The sequence below is a fragment of the Variovorax sp. 278MFTsu5.1 genome (assembly GCF_048305045.1).
GTDB classification, from domain to species: Bacteria; Pseudomonadota; Gammaproteobacteria; order Burkholderiales; family Burkholderiaceae_C; genus Variovorax; species Variovorax guangxiensis.
The window spans coordinates 3199451-3222408 of the sequence record NZ_CP157622.1; the positions used below are offsets into that span (position 1 = coordinate 3199451).

At 67.1% G+C, this 22958-nt stretch carries 24 protein-coding genes; 10 read left to right on the forward strand and 14 right to left on the reverse strand.

The window, feature by feature from the left end:
• Window positions 1–10 precede the first annotated feature (10 nt).
• From gsiC to ABL844_RS14915, 5 genes are all read right to left on the reverse strand, one after another.
• Window positions 11–931 carry a glutathione ABC transporter permease GsiC gene (gene gsiC / locus ABL844_RS14895; protein WP_126019272.1) on the reverse strand — a complete coding sequence of 307 codons (921 nt, stop codon included), beginning with the start codon at window positions 929–931 and terminating at the stop codon, window positions 11–13.
• Between the two features lie 79 nt (window positions 932–1010).
• Window positions 1011–2567, reverse strand: coding sequence for a glutathione ABC transporter substrate-binding protein GsiB (gene gsiB / locus ABL844_RS14900; protein ID WP_184638302.1), 1557 nt, complete (start codon window positions 2565–2567; stop codon window positions 1011–1013).
• Window positions 2568–2635: 68 nt separating this feature from the next.
• On the reverse strand, window positions 2636–4513 hold the full coding sequence (locus ABL844_RS14905) for a dipeptide ABC transporter ATP-binding protein (protein WP_418131763.1): 1878 nt from the start codon (window positions 4511–4513) through the stop codon (window positions 2636–2638).
• 41 nt (window positions 4514–4554) lie between these two features.
• Window positions 4555–5535 carry an isoaspartyl peptidase/L-asparaginase family protein gene (locus ABL844_RS14910; RefSeq protein ID WP_418131764.1) on the reverse strand — a complete coding sequence of 327 codons (981 nt, stop codon included), beginning with the start codon at window positions 5533–5535 and terminating at the stop codon, window positions 4555–4557.
• Entirely contained in the window at window positions 5532–6509 is a 978-nt protein-coding gene (locus ABL844_RS14915) for a MurR/RpiR family transcriptional regulator (RefSeq protein WP_418125672.1), read from the reverse strand. The genes ABL844_RS14910 and ABL844_RS14915 overlap by 4 nt, the downstream gene beginning before the upstream one ends.
• A 273-nt stretch (window positions 6510–6782) precedes the next feature.
• Here ABL844_RS14915 and ABL844_RS14920 point away from each other — a divergent pair, with 273 nt between their 5' ends.
• Both ABL844_RS14920 and ABL844_RS14925 read left to right on the forward strand, forming a co-directional pair.
• Complete coding sequence (locus ABL844_RS14920; RefSeq protein ID WP_184638297.1) at window positions 6783–7325, forward strand: demethoxyubiquinone hydroxylase family protein; 543 nt, start codon at window positions 6783–6785, stop codon at window positions 7323–7325.
• 113 nt (window positions 7326–7438) lie between these two features.
• Window positions 7439–7741: a hypothetical protein gene (locus tag ABL844_RS14925; protein ID WP_184638295.1), complete on the forward strand. Its 303-nt coding sequence runs from the start codon at window positions 7439–7441 to the stop codon at window positions 7739–7741.
• Window positions 7742–7807: 66 nt separating this feature from the next.
• Here ABL844_RS14925 and ABL844_RS14930 read toward each other — a convergent pair whose 3' ends face one another.
• From ABL844_RS14930 to ABL844_RS14940, 3 genes are all read right to left on the reverse strand, one after another.
• Window positions 7808–8263 carry a GNAT family N-acetyltransferase gene (locus tag ABL844_RS14930; RefSeq protein ID WP_418131766.1) on the reverse strand — a complete coding sequence of 152 codons (456 nt, stop codon included), beginning with the start codon at window positions 8261–8263 and terminating at the stop codon, window positions 7808–7810.
• A 94-nt stretch (window positions 8264–8357) separates the two neighbouring features.
• Window positions 8358–8912 carry a hypothetical protein gene (locus ABL844_RS14935; RefSeq protein ID WP_418131767.1) on the reverse strand — a complete coding sequence of 185 codons (555 nt, stop codon included), beginning with the start codon at window positions 8910–8912 and terminating at the stop codon, window positions 8358–8360.
• Window positions 8909–9250 carry a hypothetical protein gene (locus tag ABL844_RS14940; RefSeq protein ID WP_418131768.1) on the reverse strand — a complete coding sequence of 114 codons (342 nt, stop codon included), beginning with the start codon at window positions 9248–9250 and terminating at the stop codon, window positions 8909–8911. The genes ABL844_RS14935 and ABL844_RS14940 overlap by 4 nt, the downstream gene beginning before the upstream one ends.
• Window positions 9251–9525: 275 nt before the next feature.
• On the opposite strand from ABL844_RS14940, the gene ABL844_RS14945 reads away from it, so the two are divergent.
• Window positions 9526–10554, forward strand: a complete 1029-nt coding sequence (locus ABL844_RS14945) for an aldo/keto reductase (protein ID WP_184638289.1) — start codon at window positions 9526–9528, stop codon at window positions 10552–10554.
• Between the two features lie 8 nt (window positions 10555–10562).
• Here ABL844_RS14945 and ABL844_RS14950 read toward each other — a convergent pair whose 3' ends face one another.
• Window positions 10563–11456: a LysR substrate-binding domain-containing protein gene (locus ABL844_RS14950; protein WP_126019298.1), complete on the reverse strand. Its 894-nt coding sequence runs from the start codon at window positions 11454–11456 to the stop codon at window positions 10563–10565.
• A 169-nt stretch (window positions 11457–11625) separates the two neighbouring features.
• Here ABL844_RS14950 and ABL844_RS14955 point away from each other — a divergent pair, with 169 nt between their 5' ends.
• The 4 genes from ABL844_RS14955 to ABL844_RS14970 all read left to right on the forward strand — a co-directional run bounded on the left by ABL844_RS14955 (window position 11626) and on the right by ABL844_RS14970 (window position 16056).
• Entirely contained in the window at window positions 11626–12780 is a 1155-nt protein-coding gene (locus tag ABL844_RS14955) for a branched-chain amino acid ABC transporter substrate-binding protein (protein ID WP_418131769.1), read from the forward strand.
• Window positions 12781–12794: 14 nt separating this feature from the next.
• Entirely contained in the window at window positions 12795–13694 is a 900-nt protein-coding gene (locus ABL844_RS14960; protein WP_418131770.1) for a delta(1)-pyrroline-2-carboxylate reductase family protein, read from the forward strand.
• A 36-nt stretch (window positions 13695–13730) separates the two neighbouring features.
• Window positions 13731–14903: an NAD(P)/FAD-dependent oxidoreductase gene (locus tag ABL844_RS14965; RefSeq protein ID WP_418131771.1), complete on the forward strand. Its 1173-nt coding sequence runs from the start codon at window positions 13731–13733 to the stop codon at window positions 14901–14903.
• A 145-nt stretch (window positions 14904–15048) separates the two neighbouring features.
• Window positions 15049–16056: a class I fructose-bisphosphate aldolase gene (locus ABL844_RS14970; RefSeq protein ID WP_418131772.1), complete on the forward strand. Its 1008-nt coding sequence runs from the start codon at window positions 15049–15051 to the stop codon at window positions 16054–16056.
• Window positions 16057–16068: 12 nt separating this feature from the next.
• Here the strand turns inward: ABL844_RS14970 and msrA are convergent, their stop codons facing one another.
• The 4 genes from msrA to ABL844_RS14990 all read right to left on the reverse strand — a co-directional run bounded on the left by msrA (window position 16069) and on the right by ABL844_RS14990 (window position 18658).
• Window positions 16069–16773 (reverse strand): peptide-methionine (S)-S-oxide reductase MsrA, encoded by a 705-nt coding sequence (msrA, locus tag ABL844_RS14975; protein ID WP_418131773.1) that lies wholly within the window; start codon window positions 16771–16773, stop codon window positions 16069–16071.
• A 96-nt stretch (window positions 16774–16869) separates the two neighbouring features.
• Complete coding sequence (locus tag ABL844_RS14980; RefSeq protein WP_184638273.1) at window positions 16870–17121, reverse strand: pentapeptide MXKDX repeat protein; 252 nt, start codon at window positions 17119–17121, stop codon at window positions 16870–16872.
• A gap of 104 nt (window positions 17122–17225) precedes the next feature.
• Window positions 17226–18017, reverse strand: a complete 792-nt coding sequence (locus ABL844_RS14985; protein WP_369658277.1) for a molybdopterin-dependent oxidoreductase — start codon at window positions 18015–18017, stop codon at window positions 17226–17228.
• Window positions 18014–18658 carry a cytochrome b/b6 domain-containing protein gene (locus tag ABL844_RS14990; RefSeq protein ID WP_418131774.1) on the reverse strand — a complete coding sequence of 215 codons (645 nt, stop codon included), beginning with the start codon at window positions 18656–18658 and terminating at the stop codon, window positions 18014–18016. The genes ABL844_RS14985 and ABL844_RS14990 overlap by 4 nt, the downstream gene beginning before the upstream one ends.
• Before the next feature lie 99 nt (window positions 18659–18757).
• On the opposite strand from ABL844_RS14990, the gene ABL844_RS14995 reads away from it, so the two are divergent.
• The 3 genes from ABL844_RS14995 to ABL844_RS15005 all read left to right on the forward strand — a co-directional run bounded on the left by ABL844_RS14995 (window position 18758) and on the right by ABL844_RS15005 (window position 21994).
• Window positions 18758–19483, forward strand: coding sequence for a response regulator transcription factor (locus tag ABL844_RS14995; protein WP_184638267.1), 726 nt, complete (start codon window positions 18758–18760; stop codon window positions 19481–19483).
• Complete coding sequence (locus tag ABL844_RS15000; RefSeq protein WP_418131775.1) at window positions 19480–20976, forward strand: ATP-binding protein; 1497 nt, start codon at window positions 19480–19482, stop codon at window positions 20974–20976. Before ABL844_RS14995 ends, ABL844_RS15000 begins: the two co-directional genes overlap by 4 nt.
• 85 nt (window positions 20977–21061) lie before the next feature.
• The gene (locus ABL844_RS15005; RefSeq protein ID WP_418131776.1) at window positions 21062–21994 is read left to right on the forward strand and encodes a crotonase/enoyl-CoA hydratase family protein; all 933 of its coding nucleotides are present in this window, start codon (window positions 21062–21064) and stop codon (window positions 21992–21994) included.
• Between the two features lie 18 nt (window positions 21995–22012).
• On the opposite strand, the gene ABL844_RS15010 is transcribed toward ABL844_RS15005, so the two are convergent.
• On the reverse strand, window positions 22013–22921 hold the full coding sequence (locus ABL844_RS15010; protein ID WP_260319278.1) for a transglutaminase family protein: 909 nt from the start codon (window positions 22919–22921) through the stop codon (window positions 22013–22015).
• Window positions 22922–22958 lie beyond the last annotated feature (37 nt).

The following is a 22958-nucleotide window of genomic DNA, read 5'->3' on the forward strand; positions in this document are numbered from 1 at the left end:
GGCTGCTTGCTCACTTGTATCGAATAGTCGGGTTGATGTAGCCATAGAGCACATCCACCACCAGGTTGATCAGGATGAATTCGAGCGAGAACAGCAGCACCAGCGTCTGGATCACGGGGTAGTCGCGCATCTGCACCGCATCGACCAGCAGGCGGCCGAGGCCGGGCCAGTTGAACACCGCCTCCACAAGAATGGAGCCGCCCAGCAGGAAGCCGAACTGCAGGCCCATCATCGTCACCACCGGAATCAGCGCGTTGCGCAGGCAGTGCTTGATGATCACGGCGCGCTCGCGCACGCCCTTGGCGCGTGCCGTGCGCACGAAGTCTTCCTGGATCACCTCGACGAAGGAGGCCCGCGTGAAGCGCGCCATCACGGCCGCCACGGCCGCGCCCAGGGTGATGGAGGGCAGGATGTAGTGCTTCCAGCTGCTGGCGCCCACCGTGGGCAGCCATCCGAGCTGGACCGAGAAGATCTGCATCAGCAGCATGCCGAGTGCAAATGCGGGAAAGGAGATGCCCGAAACCGCGAGCGTCATGCCCAGCCGGTCGGGCCACTTGTTGCGGTACACGGCCGAGACGATGCCGATGGCCATGCCGAAGATCACCGCCCACACCATGCTGGTGATGGTCAGCATCACCGTCGGGAAGAAGCGCTCGCCGATCTCGGTCGCCACCGGCCGCCGCGTGCGGATGGAGGTGCCGAAGTCGCCCTGCAGCATGTGGGTGAAGAAGTTCACGAACTGCTGCGGCAGCGGCTTGTCCAGCCCGAGCTCCGCGCGGACCATGGCCACGGTCTGCTCGTCGGCGTCCTGGCCGGCGGCGAGACGCGCCGGATCGCCGGGCAGCATGTGGACGAACAGGAACACCAGCACCGCCACGATGAGCAGCGTGGGGATCAGGCCCAACAGTCGTTTGAGGAAGTAATTCAGCATGGGGTGCGGTTGCCGCGATCGGACGATGGCGGCATGCCATCGCCCGTCGGGCAGTCAGTCAGGAAACGAGGAGCCGGGATCAGTTCGACGTGGCGATGGCGTCGATGTTGATGTTGCCGTCAGGCATCACGAACACGCCCGACAGACGCTTGGCGTGCGCCGACAGGTTCTGCTCGGTGATCATCGGCACGCGCGGCAGGTCCTTGCGGATCTCTTCCTGCGCGGTCTTGTACAGCGCGGCGCGTTCCTTCTCGTCGGTGGTCACCAGCGCCTTGGCCAGCGAGCTGTCGACCACCTCGCTCTTGTAGAACGACATGTTGTTCAGCTTCGGAGCCCAGGCTTCCGAGGCGAACAGCGGGCGCAGGCCCCAGTCGGCCTCGCCGGTCGACGACGACCAGCCGGTGTAGTACATGCGGACCTTGGCCGTCTTCGGATCGGGCCATGCATCCACCTGCTCGGTGCGCTGGCCCACTTCGAGCGCCTGCACCTGCAGCTTGATGCCGATCTGCGCGAGCTGCTGCTGCACGAACTGGATCGTCTTCTGCGAGGTCGTGTTGTTGTAGGCGCTCCACAGCACCGACTCGAAGCCGTCGGGGTAGCCGGCTTCCTTCATCAGCTCCTTGGCCTTCTTCAGGTCGTAGGGAATGGGAGCCATCTTCTCGGCGTACTTCACGCCCTGGGGCAGCACGCCCTGCGCCGGGAAGGCATAGCCGCCGAACGCCACCTTGGCCAGCGCCTCCTTGTTGATGGCGTAGCCGATGGCCTCGCGCACCTTCGGGTTGTCGTAGGGCTTCTGCAGCATGTTGAATGCCAGGAAGCGCGTGATGATCGAGGGCGTTGCCACCACTTCGAGCTTGTCGCTCTTCTTCAGCAGCTCGGCCTGCTCATAGGGAATGGGGAATGCGAAGTCGGCCTCGCCGGTCTGCAGCATCGCGGCGCGGGTGTTGTTCTCGAGCACCGGCTTCCACGACACGTTGTCGACCTTCGGGTAGCCCTTCTTCCAGTAGCCGTCGAACTTCTTGGCCTTGACGGCCTCGGTCTGCTTCCACTCGACGAACTCGAAGGGGCCGGTACCCACGGGGTGGAAGGCGATGTCCTTGTTGCCCCACTTCTTCAGCGCGGTGGGCGAGATCATGGCGGCCGATGCGTGGGCCAGCGAGTTGATGAAGGGACCGAAGGGCTCCTTCAGCGTGATGCGCACGGTGCTCGGGTTGACCACCTCGACCTTGCTCACGCGGTTGAACTGGTTGTAGCGCAGCAGCTTGTTGTCCTGGTTCAGCACGCGGTCGAGCGTGAACTTCACCGCGTCGGCGTTGAAGTCGGTGCCGTCGTGGAACTTCACGCCGGTGCGCAGCTTGATGGTGTAGACCAGGCCGTCCTTCGACACCTCGTAGCCCTCGGCGAGCACGTTCTGCACCTTCAGGTCCTTGTCGAACTGGAACAGGCCTTCATAGAAGGTCTTGGTCACGGCCGTGGTGATGGTGGTGTTGGTGTTGTACGGGTCCAGCGTTTCCGGCTGGTAGCCGATGGACAGCACCACGTCTTTCGCGGCCAGTGCCGTGCCCGAGGCGGCCAGCGCGGCCAGGCCCAGCAGTGCGGATGCCCATCGCAGGGAGGAGGAAGCTTGTTGCGTCATGGAAGAACTCCAGTCGGTTCGAGGAAAAAAGCAGGAGGGCCTGCGGGTTGAAAAAATTGATTGACCGTTCAGAACGCACCGCCGATGGCGTGCTGCGCGACGAAGTGACCCGGCGCGACCTGCACCAGCGGCGGCACCACGGGCTCGTCGCCCACGGCGCGGATCGGGCTGGGAATCTCGCCTTCGAGCAGCGCGCGCGGCTTGTGGCGGCGCGCCGGGTCGGCCACCGGCACCGCGGCCATCAGCTTGCGCGTGTAGGGGTGCTGCGGCGCCTCGAACACCGCGCGGCGCGGGCCGATCTCGACGATCTGACCCAGGTACATCACGGCCACCCGGTGGCTGATGCGCTCCACCACCGCCATGTCGTGCGAGATGAAGAGGAAGGCCACGCCCAGTTCGCGCTGCAGGTCGAGCATCAGGTTGACGATCTGCGCCTGGATGGACACGTCCAGCGCCGACACCGATTCGTCGGCCACCACCACCTTGGGGTTGAGCGCCAGTGCCCGCGCGATGGCAATGCGCTGGCGCTGGCCGCCCGAGAACTCGTGCGGATAGCGCTGCGCCGCCTCGGGCGGCAGGCCCACCTTCTGCAGCAGCCAGTCGACGCGCTGCTGCGCCTCGGCGCCCTTGGCGATGTTGTGGATGAGCAGCGGCTCCATGATCGAGAAACCCACCGTCACGCGCGGATCGAGCGAGGCGAACGGATCCTGGAAGATGAACTGGATGTTGCGGCGAAGCGCCTGCAGCTCGCGCGTGGGCAGCTCGCGGATGTTCTTGCCGCCGAACTCGATCGCGCCGCTCTGGCTCTCGACCAGGCGCAGCAGCGAGCGGCCGGTGGTCGACTTGCCGCAGCCCGATTCGCCCACCAGCGCCAGCGTTTCGCCGGGGTACAGGTCGAAGCTGATCTTCTCCACCGCATGCACGCGGCGCTTCACGCGGCCGAAGAGGCCGCTGCGCACGTCGAAGCGGGTGACGAGGTCGCGCACGCGCAGGATCGGGCCGGCGTCTGCGCGCACCGTGTCCTGCGGGGTGGCCTGATGGGGCGCCGCGGCGTCGGCGCTGGCCTCGGTGCGCAGCAGTTCGAACTTGGCAGGCAGGTCGGTGCCCTGCATCGCGCCCAGTTTCGGCACGGCCGACAGCAGCGCGCGGGTGTAGGGGTGCCGAGGCGCTGCGAACACGTCGTCGGAGACGCCTTCTTCCACCTTGTCGCCGCGGAACATCACCAGCACGCGGTCGGCGATCTCGGCCACCACGCCCATGTCGTGCGTGATGAAGAGCACGCCCATGTGCATCTCCTTCTGCAGTTCGCGGATGAGCTGGAGGATCTGCGCCTGGATGGTCACGTCCAGCGCGGTGGTCGGTTCGTCGGCGATCAGCAGCTGCGGCTTGCACGACAGCGCCATCGCGATCATCACGCGCTGGCGCATGCCGCCCGAGAGCTGGTGCGGAAAGCGGTCGAGCACGTTGCGCGCCTCGGGAATGCGCACCAGCTCCAGCATGCGCAGCGCCTCGGCGCGCGCTGCCGCGTCGCTCTTGCCCTGGTGGATGCGGATGGCCTCGGCGATCTGGTCGCCGGCGGTGAACACCGGGTTCAGCGACGTCATCGGCTCCTGGAAGATCATCGCGATGTCCGCGCCGCGGATGTTGCGCATGGCGCTATCGCGCGCCTGCGCCAGGTCGAGCACTTCGCCGTTGCGGCGGCGGAACATCATGCTGCCGTTCAGGATGCGGCCGCCGCCGTGCTCCACCAGGCGCATCAGCGCCAGCGAAGTCACCGACTTGCCCGAACCCGATTCGCCCACCACCGCGAGCGTTTCGCCGTGGTCGACGTGGAATGACAGCTTCTTCACGGCATCGACCGTGCGCTCGGAAGTCGAGAAGCGAACGGTGAGGTCGTCGACGGCGAGAACGCGGCCGTCCGGCAGGGCGAGGGAAGGGGTGGACATGGGAGTGCGAGGAAAAGAGGGGGCTGCGAGCGCGTACGGCGTCAGGAGAAGATGGCTGTCTGCGGCGCTTCGTTGCCGCGCGCGTGGCCGCGGTACATGCCTTCGCTGTTGAAGGCCAGGCTCAGGTTGCCGTGGCGGTCCACGGCGATCAGCCCGCCCGAGCCGCCGATGGCCGGCAGCGACTGCTGCACCACGGCGTGCGTGGCGGCTTCGAGCGTCGCGCCGCCGTAGGCCATGCGCGCGCAGACGTCGTAGGCGGCGGCGACGCGGATGAACATCTCGCCGCTGCCGGTGCACGACACGGCGGCCGTGCGGTCATCGGCGTAGGTGCCGGCCCCGATGAGCGGCGAATCGCCGATGCGGCCGACGCGCTTGTTGGTCATGCCGCCGGTGGAGGTGGCAGCGGCCAGGTGGCCGTGCATGTCGAGCGCGACCGCGCCGACTGTGCCGAACTTCTTGTCCTCGTCGAGCGGGGACGGAGTTGCTGCTGCAGCCGCCGCCATCGTCGCGCCTTCATGGTCCGTCACCACGCGGCCCGTGCCGCGCACGCGGTAGAGCTGCTGGCGGCGCGCCTCGGTGGAGAAGAACGAAGGCTCGACCATCTCCAGCCCGCGTTCGCGCGCGAATGTCTCGGCGCCGGCACCGGCCAGCAGCACATGGGCGCCGTCTTCGAGCACGGCGCGCGCGGCGCGCACCGGGCGGCGGATGTGGCACACGCCCGCGATCGCGCCGGCGGCGAGCGTGGCGCCGTCCATCACGGCGGCGTCGAGCTCATGGGTTTCGTCGTGCGTGAACACCGCGCCGTGGCCGGCGTTGAAGAGCGGACACTCCTCGAGCATCTCCACCGCGAGGCAGGTGGCATCGAGCGCGGAGGCGCCCTTGAGCAGCATCGCCTGCGCGGCGGCCACGATGTTCTTCAAAGCATCGTGATAGGCCTGCGCCTGTTCCGCGCTCGTCGTCGCGGCGCTGATGGTGCCGGCGCCGCCATGGATGGCGATCACGGGCACATGGGTCTGGGTCATCGGGAAGCTTTCTTCTTCTTGCTGCCCGCGCCGCTGGGGGCGGGGGCATCGGGTGTCTGGGGTGCTGCCGCGGCGGTCCCGCTGATGCGCTGCAGGCCGTTGGCGCCATGCAGCCAGGGGCGCACCGCCTGCAGGATGCGGCCGGCCGACTGCACAGGGTCGGGCGCGCGCAGCGACACCGCGCTGGTCAGCGCCTCGATCAGCGCGAGCACGCTGGTCTCGCAGTTCGGGCGGTAGCTGGTTTCGGTCTGGCAGAACAGCGCCACGTCGGCCAAGGGGGCCAGCGGCGAGCTGGGCCGGTCGGTGAGGGCGATGACGGCGCAGCCCTGGCTGCGCGCGAGCTGCGCCAGCGCGATGGTGTCCGTCAGGTAGCGCGGAAAGGTCAGGCCGATGAACACGTCCTGCGGCCCAGCGTGCATCAGCGTGCGCGCCGCATGCGTGACGCCGCTCACGCTGGAGAGCATGCGCACGTCGCTGCAGCTGCCGTCCAGCCCGTGCTGAAGCAGGCCCGCGAGCCACGCGCTCGCGCCGAAGCCGCCGATATAGACCGAGCGCGCCTTGCCGATGCGCGCCACTGCGGCTTCGCAGGCGGCGTAGTCCAGCGTCTGACGCGTCGCGTCGATGTTGCGGCGGCTCTCGTCGAGCGCCGTGGCGAACACCTCGGCCACCGTGGTCGGCCGCTCCAGGTTGCCCCGCAGCCGCTCCACCGGCGCCACCAGCGGCTCGAAGCCCCGCACCAGCTCTGCACGGAAGGTGGCGTAGCCGTCGAAGTCGAGCGCCCGAGCGAAGCGGTTGGCCGTGGCCACCGACACGCCCACCACCGCAGCCAGCTCGTCGATGGGCAGCGTCGCCACCTGCAGCGGATGCTCCAGCACGTAGTCGGCCACCTGCCGGTGCGAGCGCGACAGCCGCGGCAAGGCCTGCGCGATGCGCTGTGCCACGGTGGTGCCTGGGGTATCGAAAGGTGTGCTCATGAAGGGTGCGTTGCGCCCGAAAGTGTGCGTTTTTTGAAAACCAGTTTACAAATATAAGTCAGATAAGAAAATTTTCTGTCATTTTTGATCACGATCGCAAGTAGCGGGCCAGCGGGAAGGGGGTTCGGGAGGTGTAGAGGCGCGCCGTTTCCCTCGTGGAGGGAACGCCCGGGCCGGTGACGGCGTGGTCTCTAGGTATTTCCACTGATGTCGCTGATTTGCGCCGGCTGAAGGCCCGACACGTCAAAATCCTCGGCAAATGAGGGATCTGCAATGAATGAGGGGAAGCAACCGGACCGGGGTTCGACGCTGGGCGGACGGATCCTCAAGGTCGACCATGCGGGCGAGCAAGGCGCGGTCAACATCTACAGGGCGCAGATCTTCGTGGCGCAATGGACCGCACCCTCGCTCGTACCGGAGTTGCGTGAGTTCAAGTCCCACGAGGAAAGACACCGGGCTCTGTTCTGGGCAGAACTGCAGAGACGGGGATTGCGCAGTTGCCGCAGCTATTGGTTGTGCGGCATCGGCGGATGGGTACTGGGTCTGCTCACCGGGCTGCTGGGTCGCGATGCCATCGCTGCGACCACAGTGGCTGTCGAGCGCGTGGTGCTGGGACACCTGAAGACGCAATTGCGCGAACTGGCTGGCAAGGACGAAACGGCCGTCCATGTCATCTCGCAAATCGTCGAGGAGGAGCAGTTGCATCACGACCAGTCGGCGTCGCATGTGCGTGCGGGCCATGTGTGGACGAAGTTGCTGAGCCCGGTTGTTGCGGCCTCGACCGAGACGGTAATCTGGCTCGGAATGCGGCTTTGAGTTCGCTTCGATGAGTTCTTCATCCGGGCGATAAACTGCGCCCCGCACGCCGAAAGCTCGGGGTGCTCGGGATTGGCGTCTCGAAGCATCTCTGCGTTCACCGGAGGCCATTCATGGCTGCTTCTACTCGCTCGCGTACGCCATCCGCATCAACCCGCTTCGACGCTGCCGAAGCCCTCGCTCTTCAAGCCTGCGACGACACCGACAGTCTTCGCGAAGTGCTCTGCGCCTATTCATGCCTTGAAAAGCTCATCGCGCCGCTGGAGGTGGGCGATACAGAACAACTCGGTCCCACGCGCACCGAACTCGGCTCCTTGGTGCGTCTGGTCAATGAGGAAATGAGCCGTCGCATCGAAGCTGCCGACAGCGCGACCCGCGCGATGCGTGCGGCGTTGTCGGGGCCGGAGGCAGGCTGAGCGCAGCGCGGCCTTGGTGCGGATCAGGCGCTGACCGGATTCATCGGCGATGGAGGCTGCGGCCTCTCAGCCCGCGACTTCCTTTTGCATGAACACGCTCAGCGGATCGTCCGGGTACGTCCCGAACGGTCCGCGCCGCGCATAGCCCGCGCGCGCATAGAACGAGAGCGCCTCCGGCTGGCTCACGCCCGTTTCGAGCCTGAACATCGCGCAGCCGCGCGCCTTCGCTTCGCCCTCGAGGAAACCCAGCACTTTCGCTGCGACGCCTTGCCCCCGGTTCTCCGGCCGGACGTACATGCGCTTGAGTTCGCCGAACTCCGGCTCCATCACGATGGCCCCGCAGCCGACGGCCGTGCCTTCGCCATCGCGGGCGACCGCGAACAGCACGTTCGGCGCAGACAGCGCCGCAATGTCGATGCCGTAGTGGCACTCGGGTGGATACAGCGGCTTCTGGTAGGCGTCGAGGTCGTCGATGAGCTGGATGACGTCGGGCTGGGCGGGGCTTTCGAGGGAGATTCGCATCGGGTGATGGTAGCCAGACGCTGGTCTGCCCAATGCGAGAGGTTGCGAGGGTCGGAGCCAGAGAAACCCGCCGAAGCGGGTTGGGTGTAGTCGCTCAGCGGCTGATTCGCAAGGCTTTCAGCCGGCGCTCGGCCTCGCCGGGAGGGATTTTTCCTTCTGCCTCCAGCCTTTTGAGCCGTCGCTCGTCTGCTCTGTCCAGCGCATCTTTCAGGAGCGCCATCTTGCGGTCCCGGCAAGGGCTGCATTCGTAGAAGCTCGTCGGACTGTTCATTAGGTTCATCCGTGCGTCGTACTCAAGAGCAAGAGTTCGTCCGTTAGGCTCGATACCCATGACGAGGATTTTTCCGTTTTTGAACGTAACGTTGGCACCTCCTTCGCACCCCGTGGTATCGGTTTTTTCAGGGGCGTAGGCACTGCGCGAAATCCGGCGCATATGCCGCAGGGCAAAAAGAACGTCCTCTTCCGTCAAAACGACATCATCGCAATCGAGAAAATCCTTGTTCTCCCATACCGTTCTGCCCGAAGGTTCTGTGATCTCAACCTTCTGTACACGGCTGATGGGATATCGCCTGTCGGACGCTTGCGCCGGAAACACCGCAGCCGCAATCAGCACTGCCGCTGGAATCAAGAGATCGATGCTTCGTTTCATGGCGTTGGCACCAGCATTTTCCAATTTGCCCCCTGAGCCTCTGTCGGGTTCTTGCGGCTGACCAGAGGATGGCGAAAAACTTCCTCGCTATCGATTCGAATTGCCTCCTGAAGCACGCTGACAAGCCATGAGAGCGATTGATTCTGCGCCGCAGTCGGCTCGTCATAGATTCCACGCCTGCCGCGCAATTCATCAAGAGTCAGTTCTGCTTCTTTCCCAACAGCTTTAAATCCCGCAGGCAATCTGGCCCTTCCGACGATCTCGATCCCGATTGGACTGCGCGCATGTCGCACGCGCGCGTGACTGATCATTCCGTGTTCGTCGATTTCGACAAGCATGGGTTTTCCTCCCTGAAGAATTTGTTGGTTATCGACTCTCTGCAGAAGCCAGGCCTCGCGCATCGGATGAGCGCGAGGTCACGACCTCGCGGCGCATGCTAAAGGCTTAAAAAGTGAACTGGTTGATGACTTCGTCAACCACTTGTGACCCGCTGCGCAAAGCCCATTCGTCCGCAGGGTTGAACGCGCCAACCAACAATGGCCGCGCGGCAGTCCGACCGGTCTGTCGGCCACCTTTCTTCATCCCGAATCCGCAAGCACCAAGGAGCACCACTTTGGAATACCGTCATCTGGGCAAATCCGGCCTCAAGGTCCCCGTACTGAGTTTTGGCACCGGCACCTTCGGGGGCAAGGGCGAGTTCTTCAGCGCATGGGGCAGCACCGACGTGGCCGAGGCGCGCAAGCTCATCGACATCTGTCTCGAAGCCGGCGTGAACATGTTCGACAGCGCCGACATCTATTCGTCCGGCGCGGCCGAGTCGGTGCTCGGCGAGGCGATCAAGGGGCGGCCGCGCGACAGGCTGTTGATCTCGACAAAGGCCACCTTCCGCAGCGGCGAGGGGCCGAACGACGTGGGCTCTTCGCGTCACCACCTCGTGCAGGCGGTCGATGGTTCGCTCAAGCGGCTGGGCACCGACTACATCGACCTGTTCCAGCTGCATGGCTTCGACGCGAGCACGCCGGTGGAAGAGACGCTCTCCACGCTCGACGACCTGGTGCGCGCGGGCAAGCTGCGCTACATCGGCGTGTCGAACTTCTCGGGCTGGCACCTGATGAAGTCGCTGGCCGTGTCGGAGCGCCACGGCCTCGCGCGCTACGTCGCGAACCAGGCCTACTACTCGCTGGTCGGCCGCGACTACGAATGGGAGCTGATGCCGCTGGGCATCGACCAGGGCATCGGCGCCGTGGTGTGGAGCCCGCTGGGCTGGGGCCGGCTCACGGGCAAGATCCGCCGCGGCCAGCCGCTGCCCGCCAACAGCCGACTGCACGCGACGGCCGACATGGGCCCGCCGGTGCACGACGAGCTGCTGTACCGCGTGGTCGATGCGCTGGAAAAGATCGGCGCCGAAGTCGGCAAGACGGTGCCGCAGGTGGCGCTCAACTGGCTGCTGCAGCGCCCGACGGTGTCCAGCGTGGTGGTCGGCGCGCGCGACGAGGCGCAGCTGCGGCAGAACCTCGGCGCGGTGGGCTGGAACCTCACGCCCGAACAGGTTGCCGAGCTCGACGCGGCCAGCGCGACGACGCGGGCCTATCCCTACTGGCACCAGCAGGGCTTCCTGGAACGCAACCCGAACCCGGTCTAGCGCCTTTCCTAGCCGGGTGTCAGCCCGAGCACCCAGCGCTTGAAGTCTTCCAGCGCCCCGGAGGCCGGCCGGCCCTCGGGGTACGCGAAGTAGTAGCCCTGGGGCACGTCGAGGTGCCGGTCGACCGGAATCACGAGTTCGCCCGTGCGCAGCTCGTGCTCGATCAGGATGCGCGGCGCCAGGCCCACGCCCATGCCGGCGGCCGTGGCCGCCACCACCATGGTGAAGAGTTCGTAGCGCGGCCCGCGCGAGGCATGCACCGTGTACTCCCAGCCCTGCTGCGCATACCAGTCGCGCCATGCATGGGCGCGCGTGCTCAGGTGCACGTGGCGGCAGCGCTCGAAGCCGGCTTCGTCCCACGGCCCGTGCGCGTCGCGGAAGGCGGGGCTGCAGATGGGCACCATCTCGCCCTCGGAAAAGATCAGCCCACCGCGCGTGTTCGGCCAGAACTGGTCGCCGAAGTAGATGGCCGCGTCGTAGGCGTTTTCCTGGAAGGAAAAAGGCTGCGAGCGCGCCGACAGGTTCACCGTGATGTTCGGATGAAGCCGGCTGAACTCCGGCAGGCGCGGTATGAGCCACTGCGTGGCGAAGGTGGGCACGACGGCAAGCTCCAGCACGAAGCCCATCTCGTGGCCGGCGCTGATCTCCAGCGTGTCGCGGCGGATCTGGTCGAGGTGGCGGCGGATGCGGGCCGCATACTCGCGCCCCGTGTCGGTGAGCGTCAGGCGGCGCCGCACGCGCGAGAACAGCGGCACGCCCAGACGCTGCTCCAGCATGGCCACCTGCCGGCCGACGGCGCTCTGCGTGAGCGCCAGTTCGCTCGCCGCGCGGGTGAAGCTGCCCAGCCGCGCCGAGGCCTCGAAGGCCTGCAGCGCGCCGAGGTTGGGAATGTCTTTTCTCATCGATCGATAGCCAGCAGTTGTCTCGTTGCCGGTGCCGAAGCACCGGTCGTGCCCGGGTCGGATTCCTTCCCGGCTCGCACAACGTTGTGAGTTTTTAGCGTTTGTTCCGTGTCCGCCCGCGACTCTATTCTGCGTGCCGACCCCTGCCAACGATACGAGGAGACTTCCGATGATTGTTTCGCGCACCCGTCGCAATGCCGCCATTGGCATCGCGCTGGCTTCCGCCCTGGGTCTGCCCGCCGCCGCGTTCGCGCAGGCCGCGGCGGAGCAGACCGTCACCATCGGCCACGCGGGCCCGCTCACCGGCGGCGCGGCCCACTGGGGCAAGGACAACGACAACGGCGCGCGCCTCGCGGTCGAAGACCTGAACAAGCAGGGCCTCGTCATCGGCGGCAGGAAGATCAGGTTCGTGCTGCAGTCCGAGGACGACCAGGCCGACCCCAAGCAGGCCATGGTGGTCGCCAACAAGCTCACCGACATGGGCGTGAAGGGCATCCTGGGCCACTTCAACTCGGGCGCGGCCATTCCGGCCTCGGCGGTCTACAGCCGCGCGGGTCTGCCCGACGTGTCCACCGCCACCAACCCGAGCTTCACGAAGCAGGGCTACGACAACGTTTTCCGCATCCTCGCGAGCGACGAGGACGTGGGCATGGCCATCGCCAGCTACACGGTGAAGGACCTGAAGGCGAAGAACATCGCGGTGATCGACGACCGCACTGCCTACGGCCAGGGCGCCGCCGAGGTGTTCACGCGCGGCGTGAAGGCGCTGGGCGGCAACGTCGTGGCGCAGGAGTACGGCAGCGACAAGGCCACCGACTTCATGGCCATCCTCACCACCATCAAGAGCAGGCAGCCCGACGTGGTGTTCTACGGCGGCATGGACGCGCAAGGCGGGCTCATCGCGCGCCAGATGAAGCAGCTCGGCATCACGGCCAAGCTGCTGGGCACCGACGGGCTGTGCACCGACGAGGTCGCGAAGATCAGCGGCGGCGCGGTCGACGGGCTGCTGTACTGCACGCGCGGCGGCAAGGAGGTCGAGAAGACGTCCAGGGGCGCCGAGTTCGAGCAGCGCTACAAGGCCCGCTACGGCACCGAGGTGCTGACCTACGCGCCGTACCTCTACGACGCCATGATGGCGCTGGCCGCCGGCATGCGCGCCGCCAACTCGGTCGAGCCGCAGGCCTACCTGCCGGCCATGCGCAAGGTGAAGTTCGACGGCGTCACCGGCACCATCAGCTTCGACGCCAAAGGCAACCTGCAGAAGCCCGACTTCACCGTCTTCACCTACAAGGACGGCAAGCGCGTGCGCGTGGCGGGCTCCTGAAGAGGGCGGCCCGCATGCGCACGCTGGATGCCGCGCAGACCGCCGCCGCGCTGCCTTACAGCGCGCTGGTGAAAGCGCTGCTGCAGATGTTCGAGCGCGAGCGGCTTGGCGAGGCGCATGCATCGCCGCGCACCTGCGTGCAGCTCGCCGGAGGTGGCGTCATGCTGCTGATGCCGGCCGCCGACCGGCGCTTCGCCGCCCTGAAGACGGTGACCGTGCACGCCGCCAACGCGGAACTCGGCCTGCCCGTGGTGCAGGGCGATGTCACGCTGATGGATGCGGCCACCGGCACCCGGCTGCTCGCGATGGATGGCAACGTGCTCACGGCGCGTCGCACGGCGGCGCTGTCGCTGGCCGGAGCGGCGAGGGCGGGACGCACGGAGGCGCGTCGCATGCTGCTGATCGGCGCCGGGGTGCAGGCTCGCGCGCATGCCGAGGCCTTCGCGGAGGTCTGGGGCGTGCGGCAGATGAAGATCCAGGCACGGACGCCCGAACACGCCGAGACGCTGGCCCGGCACATGCGCTCGCGGGGCGTCGACGCCCAGGCAATCGACGACCCGACAACTGCAGTGGAAGAGGCCGACCTGATCGTCGCCGCGACCAATTCGCAGGAGCCCGTGGTGCCGCCAGGCGTGAGGCCGGACGCCACCCTCATCGCCGTGGGCGCCTATCGCCCCGACATGGCCGAGGTGCCGCCAGAACTCGTGCGCCGCTGCGCCGTGTTTGTGGATACGCTGGAGGGCGCGCGCAACGAGGCGGGCGACCTGATCCGCGCGGGCGTGGACTGGGCGGCGGTGCAGGCGTTCCGCGATGCATCGCCGGCGTCGCCGGGCCGCCCGGTGCTGCTCAAGACGGTGGGGCATGCACTGTGGGACCTCGCGGCGGCGCAGTTGGCCCATGAAGGGCAGGGCTGAATCAATGAAGGCAGACAGCAGCAAGGAAGGCAATTCATGCGGCGTGTGGTGATCATCGGCGGCGGGGCCATCGGTTCCGCCATCGCCTACTTCCTGACCCGCGACTCCGACGGCGAGCGCTTCGAGGTCACGGTGGTCGAGCGCGACTTCTCTTACAAGCAGGCATCGTCGGCGCTGTCGGCCAGCTCGATCCGCCAGCAGTTCTCCACCGCCATCAACATCCAGATGTCGCTCTACGGCATCGACTTCTTCCGCAATCTTGGCGAGACCCTGTGCGTGGGCGATGAGGTGCCCGACATCGGCCTCGTCGAGCCCGGCTACCTGTACCTGGCCTCGCAGGCCGGCGTCGAGGTGCTGCGCGAGAACCACGCGATGCAGAAGGCGCACGCGGTGGACGTGGCGCTGCTCACGCCCGATGAACTGAAGGCGCGCTTTCCGTGGATCTCGACCGAAGGCGTCGAACTTGCCTCGCTCGGCCTCTCGGGCGAGGGCTGGTACGACGGCTACAGCCTGCTGCAGGCTTTCCGCAGGAAGGCGGTGTCGCAGGACGTGCGCTACGTGCAGGCGCATGCGATAGGCCTGCGCCGACACGGCCGCACCGTGACCGGCGTGCAGCTCGACAGCGCCGAGACGCTGGAAGCCGACTTCGTCGTCAACGCCGCCGGCGCCTGGGCCGCGAAAGTGGCGCAATGGGCCGGCATCGACCTGCCGGTGCGCGGCCGCCGCCGCAGCGTGTTCAGCTTCTCGTGCCCCGAGACGCTGCCCGGCTGCCCGCTGGTGATCGACACCTCCGGCATCTGGCTGCGCCCCGAGGGCCGCCAGTTCATCTGCGGCTTCGCGCCGCAGGAAGACCATGACCTGGATGACGCGCCGCTCGAGGTCGAGTACGAAGCCTTCGACAGCTTCATCTGGCCCTCGCTGGCCGAGCGCGTGCCCGCTTTCGAAGCCATCCGCATGACCGGCGCCTGGGCCGGCTACTACGAGATGAACGTGTTCGACCACAACGCCATCCTCGGCCTGCACCCCGACTGCGACAACCTCTACTTCGCCAACGGCTTCTCGGGCCACGGCCTGCAGCAGTGCCCGGCGGCGGGGCGCGGCGTGGCGGAGTTGATCCGCTTCGGCGAATACCGCAGCCTCGATCTGTCGCCGGTGTCCTTCGCGCGGATTCTCGAGAACAGGCCCTTGCTCGAGAAGAACGTGATCTAGGTCCTGTTTCGTCAGGGCATCGCCAGCGCGGTGAACGGCCCTTGCTGGCCCAGCGCGGATTGGCCTTCATTGAGCACCGCGACCAGCCTGCCGTAGAAGAACGGAAGGCCACGGGCGTACCATGCCCGCCAGAGAGGTGCCCCGCATGACCGAACGAACACTGATCGACACTGCCCGCGCGCTCGTCGCGGACGACAAGGGCCTGCTCGCGATGGACGAGAGCAATGCCACCTGCAACAAGCGCTTCGCCGCGCTCGGCATACCGCAGACGGAGGCTGCGAGGCGCGACTGGCGAGAGCTGATCGTCACTGCGCCGGGCCTGGCCGACAGCATCTCTGGCGCGATCCTTTTCGACGAGACGATCCGGCAGAAGACCAACGCAGGCCATCCCTTTGCGAAGGCGCTGGCCGACGCCGGCATCATTCCCGGCATCAAGGTCGACACGGGCGCCAAGCCGCTGGCCGGCCACCCGGGCGAGACCGTTACCGAAGGGCTGGACGGCTTGCGCGAGCGCCTTGCCGAATACGCCACGATGGGCGCGCGCTTCGCCAAGTGGCGCGGCGTGATCGCCATCGGCGTCGGCCTGCCGAGCCGCGCCTGCATACGCGTCAACGCACATGCACTGGCGCGCTATGCCGCGCTGTGCCAGGAGACCGCGCTGGTGCCCATCGTCGAGCCCGAGGTGCTGATGGACGGCGACCATTCGCTCGCGCGCTGCGCAGAGGTCACCGAGGAGGTTTTGCACCGCACCTTCGTTGAATTGCGCGCACAGGGCGTCCTGCTCGAAGGCATGCTGCTGAAGCCCAACATGGTGCTGCCGGGGTTGAAGGCTGCCGTGCAGGATTCCGTCGAGGCAGTGGCAGAGGCGACTGTGCAATGCCTGCTGCGCACCGTGCCGGCCGTGGTGCCCGGCGTGGCTTTTCTCTCGGGCGGCCAGCCTGCGCAGCTGGCGTCGGCGCGGCTCAACGAAATGAATCGCCGCTACAAATCGCGCCTGCCATGGGCGCTGACCTTCTCGTTCTCCCGCGCGGTGCAGCAGCCAGCGCTCGATGCATGGAAGGGCGATGCGGCCAACGTGGCGACTGCACAGCGGGCGCTGGTGGAGCGCACCAGCGCCAACCGGGCCGCGCGCCGCGGCGAATACAAGGAATGACCTGGCGCCCGCTCAGCCTGCCTTGGCCGCCTTCACCAGTGAAGGCGTGGCCTTGTAGCTCTCGGGGAAGAGCTTCTTCAGGTCGTCGATCTTCGGCATGTCGTTGATCGCGATATAGGGCTGGCTCGGGTGCAGCGTCAGGTAGTCCTGGTGGTAGTCCTCGGCCGCGTAGAAGGGCTTCGACAGCTCGACCGTGGTGGCCAGCGGCTTGCCGAAGGTCTTCGCCTGGTTGAGCTGCGCGATGTAGGCGTTGGCGATGCGGGCCTGCTCGGCGTTCTCGGCGAACACGGTGGAGCGGTATTGGGTGCCCACGTCGGGGCCCTGGCGGTTGAGCTCGGTAGGGTCGTGCGCCACCGAGAAGTAGATCTGCAGCAGCTTGCCGTAGCTGACCTGCTGCGGGTCGTAGGTGATGCGCACCGACTCGGCATGGCCCGTGCGGCCCGAGCCGACTTCGTCGTAGCGCGCCGTCTTCGCCTCGCCGCCGGCATAGCCCGACACGGCGTTGCTCACGCCCTTGACGCGCTGGAACACGCCCTGAACGCCCCAGAAGCAGCCGCCGGCGAATACTGCGGTTTCAGTCTTCGCGCCCGGTGCCGCGGCCAGGTCGGCGGTGGGCGCGGGCACGCGGCGCGCGGTTTCTGCGAAGGAGGGTGCCGCCTGCCAGACGAGGACTGCGGCAGCCAGCGTGCCGGCGGTGAGTGCGAAGGATTTCTTCATGGTGCGGATTCCTTGAGGGAGGTGACATTGACGCCGAATCGCCCCGGCGTCAATGGTGATGCGGTAGCGCTGTGGGGCGGCAGCGCGGCGGGGCGCCTACTTCTTCATCTCGTCCTTGCCCATGGCGTCCTTCTTCATGCCGTCCTTGGACATGGAGTCCTTCGCCATCGAGTCCTTCTTCATCGCGTCTTTCGACATGGAGTCCTTGGCCATCGAATCCTTCTTCATGCCGTCCTTGGACATCGAGTCCTTGGCCATGCCGTCCTTCGCCATTTCGTCGGCGGCAAAGGCCGAGGCGCCGGCGAAGGCCATGCAGGTGGCGAGAAGGGTTGCGGTGAGCTTGTTCATTTGGCGTCTTCCTGAGTGAGTTGAGGTTGGGTCTTCAATGTCGGCTCGGTCCCGGTGGAACTCCGCCTTTCGCTTTCTTCGGCAGTCGAGTGGCTATCGGCCCCTCAGCTCCCTCCGAACCAGTTGTAGCCCTGGTCTTCCCAGTAGCCACCGGAATAGGTGTTGGTGACGAACATCGCCTTGATGTGCTTCGGGTTCTTGTAGCCAAGCTTGGTGGGCATGCGCAGCTTCATCGGAAAGCCGTACTTCGGCGGCAGCGGCTGCCCGTCGTAGCTCAGCGCGAGCAGCGTCTGCGGATGCAGGGCGGTGGGCATGTCGATGCTGGTGTAGTAGTCGTCGGCGCACTTGAAGCCGACGTACTTGGCCGTGAGGTCGGCGCCGATGTGGCGCAGGAAGTCGGCGAAGCGCACGCCGCCCCATCGGCCGATGGCGCTCCAGCCCTCCACGCAGATATGCCGCGTGATCTGCTCCTGCTGCGGCATGGCGCGCAGTTCGGCCAGCGTCCAGGCGTGCCTGTCGGCGACCATGCCGGTCACTTCCAGCCTGTAGCTGGCCTCGTCGACTTCGCGCACCTCGTCCTCGCCGTAGTAGGCGTTGAAGGGGAAGGGGCGGGTGATCTCGGCCTCCGTGTAGGTCGGCGCGAGCTGCGTGGGGCTGAAGATCAGGCCCTGCACCTTGTCGTTGAAGCGCGAGATCTTCGTGAGCGCGGCCTCCACCTGCGCGTTGTCGCTGATGCTGCAGCCGGTGAGCAGCGAAAGGCCGCCGAGGGTCAGCGAGCGCCGCAGGAAGACGCGGCGCGAGGGCTCGTCGAGCTTCTTCGAGATCAGCGTGCGGGCTTCGCGCAGCACGGCGTCGCCGTCGATGCCGCTCAGGGTGGGGGCTTTGAATATCTTCATCGGGCTTTGGCGGCGCGGCCGCGGATCATGGTGAGGAGCGTGCGGGGCACCAGGGCCACCATCACGAGGTGCACGACGACGAAGGCGACGATCGCGGCCATGCCGAAGAAGTGCACGCGGCGCGCCGACTCGTAGCCGCCCATCAGCTCGCGCAGCACCGGGAACTGCACCGACTTCCACAGCACCAAGCCCGAGAGCACGATCACGATCAGGTCGAGCATCACGAACAGGTAGGCCAGCTTCTGCACGCTGTTGTAGTGGCGCGGGTCGGCGTGCGAGAGCCTGCCCTTGAGCGCGGCCAGTGCGTCGTGCAGCACGCCGCGCGGCGTCAGCGGAAAGAACTTCGTGGCCAGCCTGCCGGTGGCGATGTTCATGAACAGGTAGAACAGGCCGTTGGCCACCAGCAGCCACATCGCCGCAAAGTGCCATTGCAGGGCGCCGCCGAGCCAGCCGCCGAGCGTGACCACGGTCGGGATGGTGAAGGGGAAGAAGGGCGAGGCGTCGTAGATGCGCCAGCCGCTGGTCACCAGGATCACCACGGCCAGCGCGTTGAGCCAGTGCGAGATGCGCATCCACAGCGGATGTACCGGCCCGGCCTCGGCCGTGGCGGGGATGGGGGCGGTGGCTGTCGTGCTGTTCATGGGGCGGATTGTTCGGCGCACCCCATGGCCGATTCATCACGCAAAGTTCAATTAATCGTGATAACTCCGCCGGCCGGATGGCGGGACAATGGCGCCACCATGGACACTCCCAAGCGCGTGCTGATCGTCGAGGACGACGCCCACATTGCCGAACTGCTGCGCATGCACCTGCGCGACGAGGGCTACGCCATCGAGCACGCCGCCGACGGCCACGCCGGCCTTCGCGAGCTGGAGCGGGGCAACTGGGACGCGCTGGTGCTCGACCTGATGCTGCCCGGCATCGACGGCCTCGAGATCTGCCGCCGAGCCCGCGCGATGGCGCGATACACGCCGATCATCATCATCAGCGCCCGCTCGAGCGAGGTGCACCGCATCCTCGGCCTGGAACTGGGGGCCGACGACTACCTGGCCAAGCCCTTCTCGGTGCTGGAGCTGGTGGCGCGCGTAAAGGCGCTGCTGCGGCGCACTGACGCGATGGCGCGCAACGCGCGCATGGACTCGGGCAGCCTCACGCTGGGCAACCTCGACATCGAGCCGCTGGCGCGCGAGGTGCGGGTGGACGGCAAGCCGGTGGAGCTCACGCCGCGCGAGTTCGACCTGCTGTACTTCTTCGCGCGCAATCCCGGCAAGGTGTTCTCGCGGCTCGACTTGCTCAACCAGGTCTGGGGCTACCAGCACGACGGCTACGAGCACACCGTCAACACCCACATCAACCGGCTGCGAACCAAGGTGGAGGCCGACCCCACGCAGCCGAAGCGCATCCTCACCGTGTGGGGGCGCGGCTACAAGCTCTCGGCCACCGGCAGCGCGGAGGAGGCCGCATGACGATGGCCTGGGCCACGCTTTCGCGGCGGCTGTCGGCCGTGTTCGCGGTGCTGCTGCTGGTGTGCTGCGGCGCGTCGGTGTGGCTGCAGGTTCGCTCCAACGGCATGCACGAGCAGGAAGTGGTGCAGCGCCTCTCGCTCGGGCTGGCGGCACACATCGCCGAAAACTCCGAACTCATGAAGCCCGGCGGGCTCGACCAGGCGGCGGTGAAGGACCTGTTCGACAAGCTGATGGCCGTCAACCCCAGCGTGGAGGTCTATCTGCTCGGGCTGGACGGCCGCATCGAGGCGCAGGCCGCGCCGCCGGGACACTTGAAGCGCGACAGGGTCGATCTGGGGCCGGTCCGCAAGCTGCTCTCGGGCGCGCCGCTGCCCATCGCGGGGGACGACCCGCGCAGCCCGAGCGGCGCCAAGGTATTCAGCGCCGCGCCGCTGCAGATGGGCGGGCGCGACGCGGGCTATGTCTATGTGGTGCTCCAGGGCGAGGACCACGACGCGCTGGTCGCCAACGTGGCGGCCGACAACGTGCTGCGCACCACGCTGTGGGCGATGGGGCTGGTGGCGCTGCTCGGGCTGCTTGCGGGGCTGGCGGCATTCCGGCTCATCACGCGGCCGCTGCGCGAGCTGACGGCGGCGGTGAAGCGCTTCGAGACCGAAGGCATCGCATCGCTCGAAGGCGAGGCGCCCACGCTGGAGCGGCTTTCGCGCGGCAGCGACGAGATCGCCCAGCTGGGCCAGGCCTTTGCACAGATGACGAAGCGCATCGCCGAACAATGGCGCGAGCTGACCTTGCAGGACCAGCAGCGCCGCGAGCTCTTCGCCAACATCTCGCACGACCTGCGCACGCCGCTCACCTCGCTGCATGGCTACCTCGAAACGCTGCTGCTCAAGGCCGGCACGCTCGACGAGGCGGAGCGGCGGCGCTATCTCGAAATCGCCCTCGGCCAGAGCCGCAAGGTCGGCCGGCTGGCGCAGGAGGCCTTCGAACTGGCGAGGCTCGAATACGGCGTGGTCAAGCCCGAGAAGGAGAGCTTCGCGCTGGCCGACCTGGTGCAGGACGTGTTCCAGAAGTTCGAGCTGGCGGCCGAGGCCAGGCATCAGCGCCTGAAGCCCGACATCGCGCCGGGCCTGCCGGTGGTGTCGGCCGACCTCGGCATGATCGAGCGCGTGCTGACCAACCTGCTGGACAACGCCATCCGCCACACGCCCGAGGGCGGCGAGATCGTGGTGCAGCTGCGCGCCGAGAACGGCGGCGTGACGGTGCAGGTGAGCGACACGGGGCCGGGCATTCCGGGCGAGCTGCAGAAGGCGATCTTCACGCGCCCGGTGTTCATGAGCGGCTCGCGCGCCGACGGCACGGCGAGCAGCGGCGGGCTGGGGCTGGTGATCGTCAAGCGCATCCTGCAGTTGCACGGCAGCGACATCCGGCTGGTGCAGCAGGCCGACAAGGGCGCGGTCTTCCGCTTCCAGCTGGGTGGGGCAACAGCGGGCTGAAGGCTCTTTCCGGGTCTGGGCGTGCGAGGCGGTCGATGCTAAAAAAGCAGCGCGACCGCCCCTCAACACAAGGAGACAGCCCGCCATGCCAGCCTTCGAAACCGTCCTGATCGACAAGGACCCGCAGCACCCGCGCATCGCGCGCCTCGTGCTCAACCGGCCCGACAAGCTCAACGCCATCGGCGAGACCACGCCCGGCGAGATACGCCGGGCGGTCGAATGGGCCGAGGCCGACGACGAGGTGCACGTGATCGTGGTCGAGGGCGCAGGCCGTGCCTTCTGCGCCGGCTACGACCTGGGCGACTACGCCGAAGGCCATGGCCGCCAGGGTGACGGTGACCAGGGCGACCACCCCTGCCGGCAGGAAAAGACGCCCTGGGACCCGATGCTCGACTACGCCGCCATGAAGCGCAACACCGACGACTTCATGGCCCTGTGGCGCAGCCGCAAGCCCACCATCGCCAAGGTACACGGCTACGCGGTGGCCGGCGGCAGCGACATCGCGCTGTGCTGCGACCTGCTGACCATGGCCGACGATGCGCGCATCGGCTACATGCCCACGCGCGTGTGGGGCTGCCCGACCACCGCGATGTGGACCTACCGCCTCGGCGCCATGCGCGCCAAGCAGCTCATGTTCACCGGCGACACCATCACCGGCACGCAGGCAGCCGAATGGGGGCTGGCCAATCTCTCGGTGCCGGCCGAGCGGCTCGAGGAGGCCACGATGCAGCTCGCGCAGCGCATCGCGGGCGTGCCGAGCTCGCATCTCATGATGCACAAGCTGGTCGTCAACCAGGTCTGGCATTCGATGGGGCTGGAGCAGAGCCAGATGTTCGCAACCGTGTTCGACGGCATCACGCGCCACAACCCCGAGGGCATGTGGTTCAGGCGCCAGGCGGAGGCCGAAGGCTTCAAGAGCGCGGTGCAGTGGCGCGACAGCGGCCGGCCGATTCCGGAAGGCGACGAGGCGAGGGCGCGCATCGCCGAACTTGAAGCGAAGCTGGCGGCGCGCAGTTGAGCACCGCTGCCGCGGTGCTCAACCCTCGCGGCGCGTGACGACCACCGTGGCCTCGAGTCCGTCGTAGGCCTCGGGGTCGCCGAACCAGCTGCCCGAGATCGGCGCCGCCAGCGAAGGGTCGCGTGCCACGCCGACACGGATCAGCTGGCCGCTGCCCATGAGGTTGTTGGTGGGGTCGAAGGCGAGCCAGCCCACGCCCGGCAGGTAGGCCTGCAGCCAGGCGTGCGTGGTGCCGGCGCCGGTCATCGAGTCGGGCTCGCCCTGAGCCCGCGCGGCGGTGTCGAGTGCCGCGTCGTAGAGGTAGCCCGAGACGAAGCGGGTGGCGATACCCAGGCGGCGCGTGGCTTCCATCATCAGCAGCGCGTAGTCGCGGCAGCTGCCGCTGCCCAGCGCCAGCGTTTCCAGCGGCGTCTGCGTGCCTTCCTCGTCGCGCGCCTTGTATTCGAAGCTCCGGCCGATGTGCGCGTTCATGCGCGTGAGCACCTCGCGCGTGCTGTTGGGCTTGTCGGCCTGCAGGAACTGGTGGGCCCAGCGGATCAGCGTACCTTGCTCGTCGTCGTCGTGGTGCGGGCGCAGGTAGTGCTCCAGGTCGAGCCGCTCCTGCACCGAGTAGGCGAAGGGCAGGAACTCGGCGGACGGATCGAGCGTGAACAGGTCGCGCTGCGACGGCGGCACGTGCTCGATGGTGAAGGAGCACACGATGCGCAGCTCGGTGGCTTCGCCCAGCGGCTGCACCAGCGCGACGGAGTTGGAGTACGGGTCCTGGATGAGCCGCGTGTTCGCCTCCGGGCTCACCTGCAGGTCGGTGGCCAGCACGCGCAGGTCGTGGCTGTCGCGCGGGCGGAACATCACCCGGTGCAGGCCGAAGCTGACCGGCTGGTTGTAGCGGTAGACGGTGGTGTGCCTGATGTCGTACTGGGTGGCCATGCGCCGCATTCTCGTGCCTTCGCGCGGCAAAAGTGTG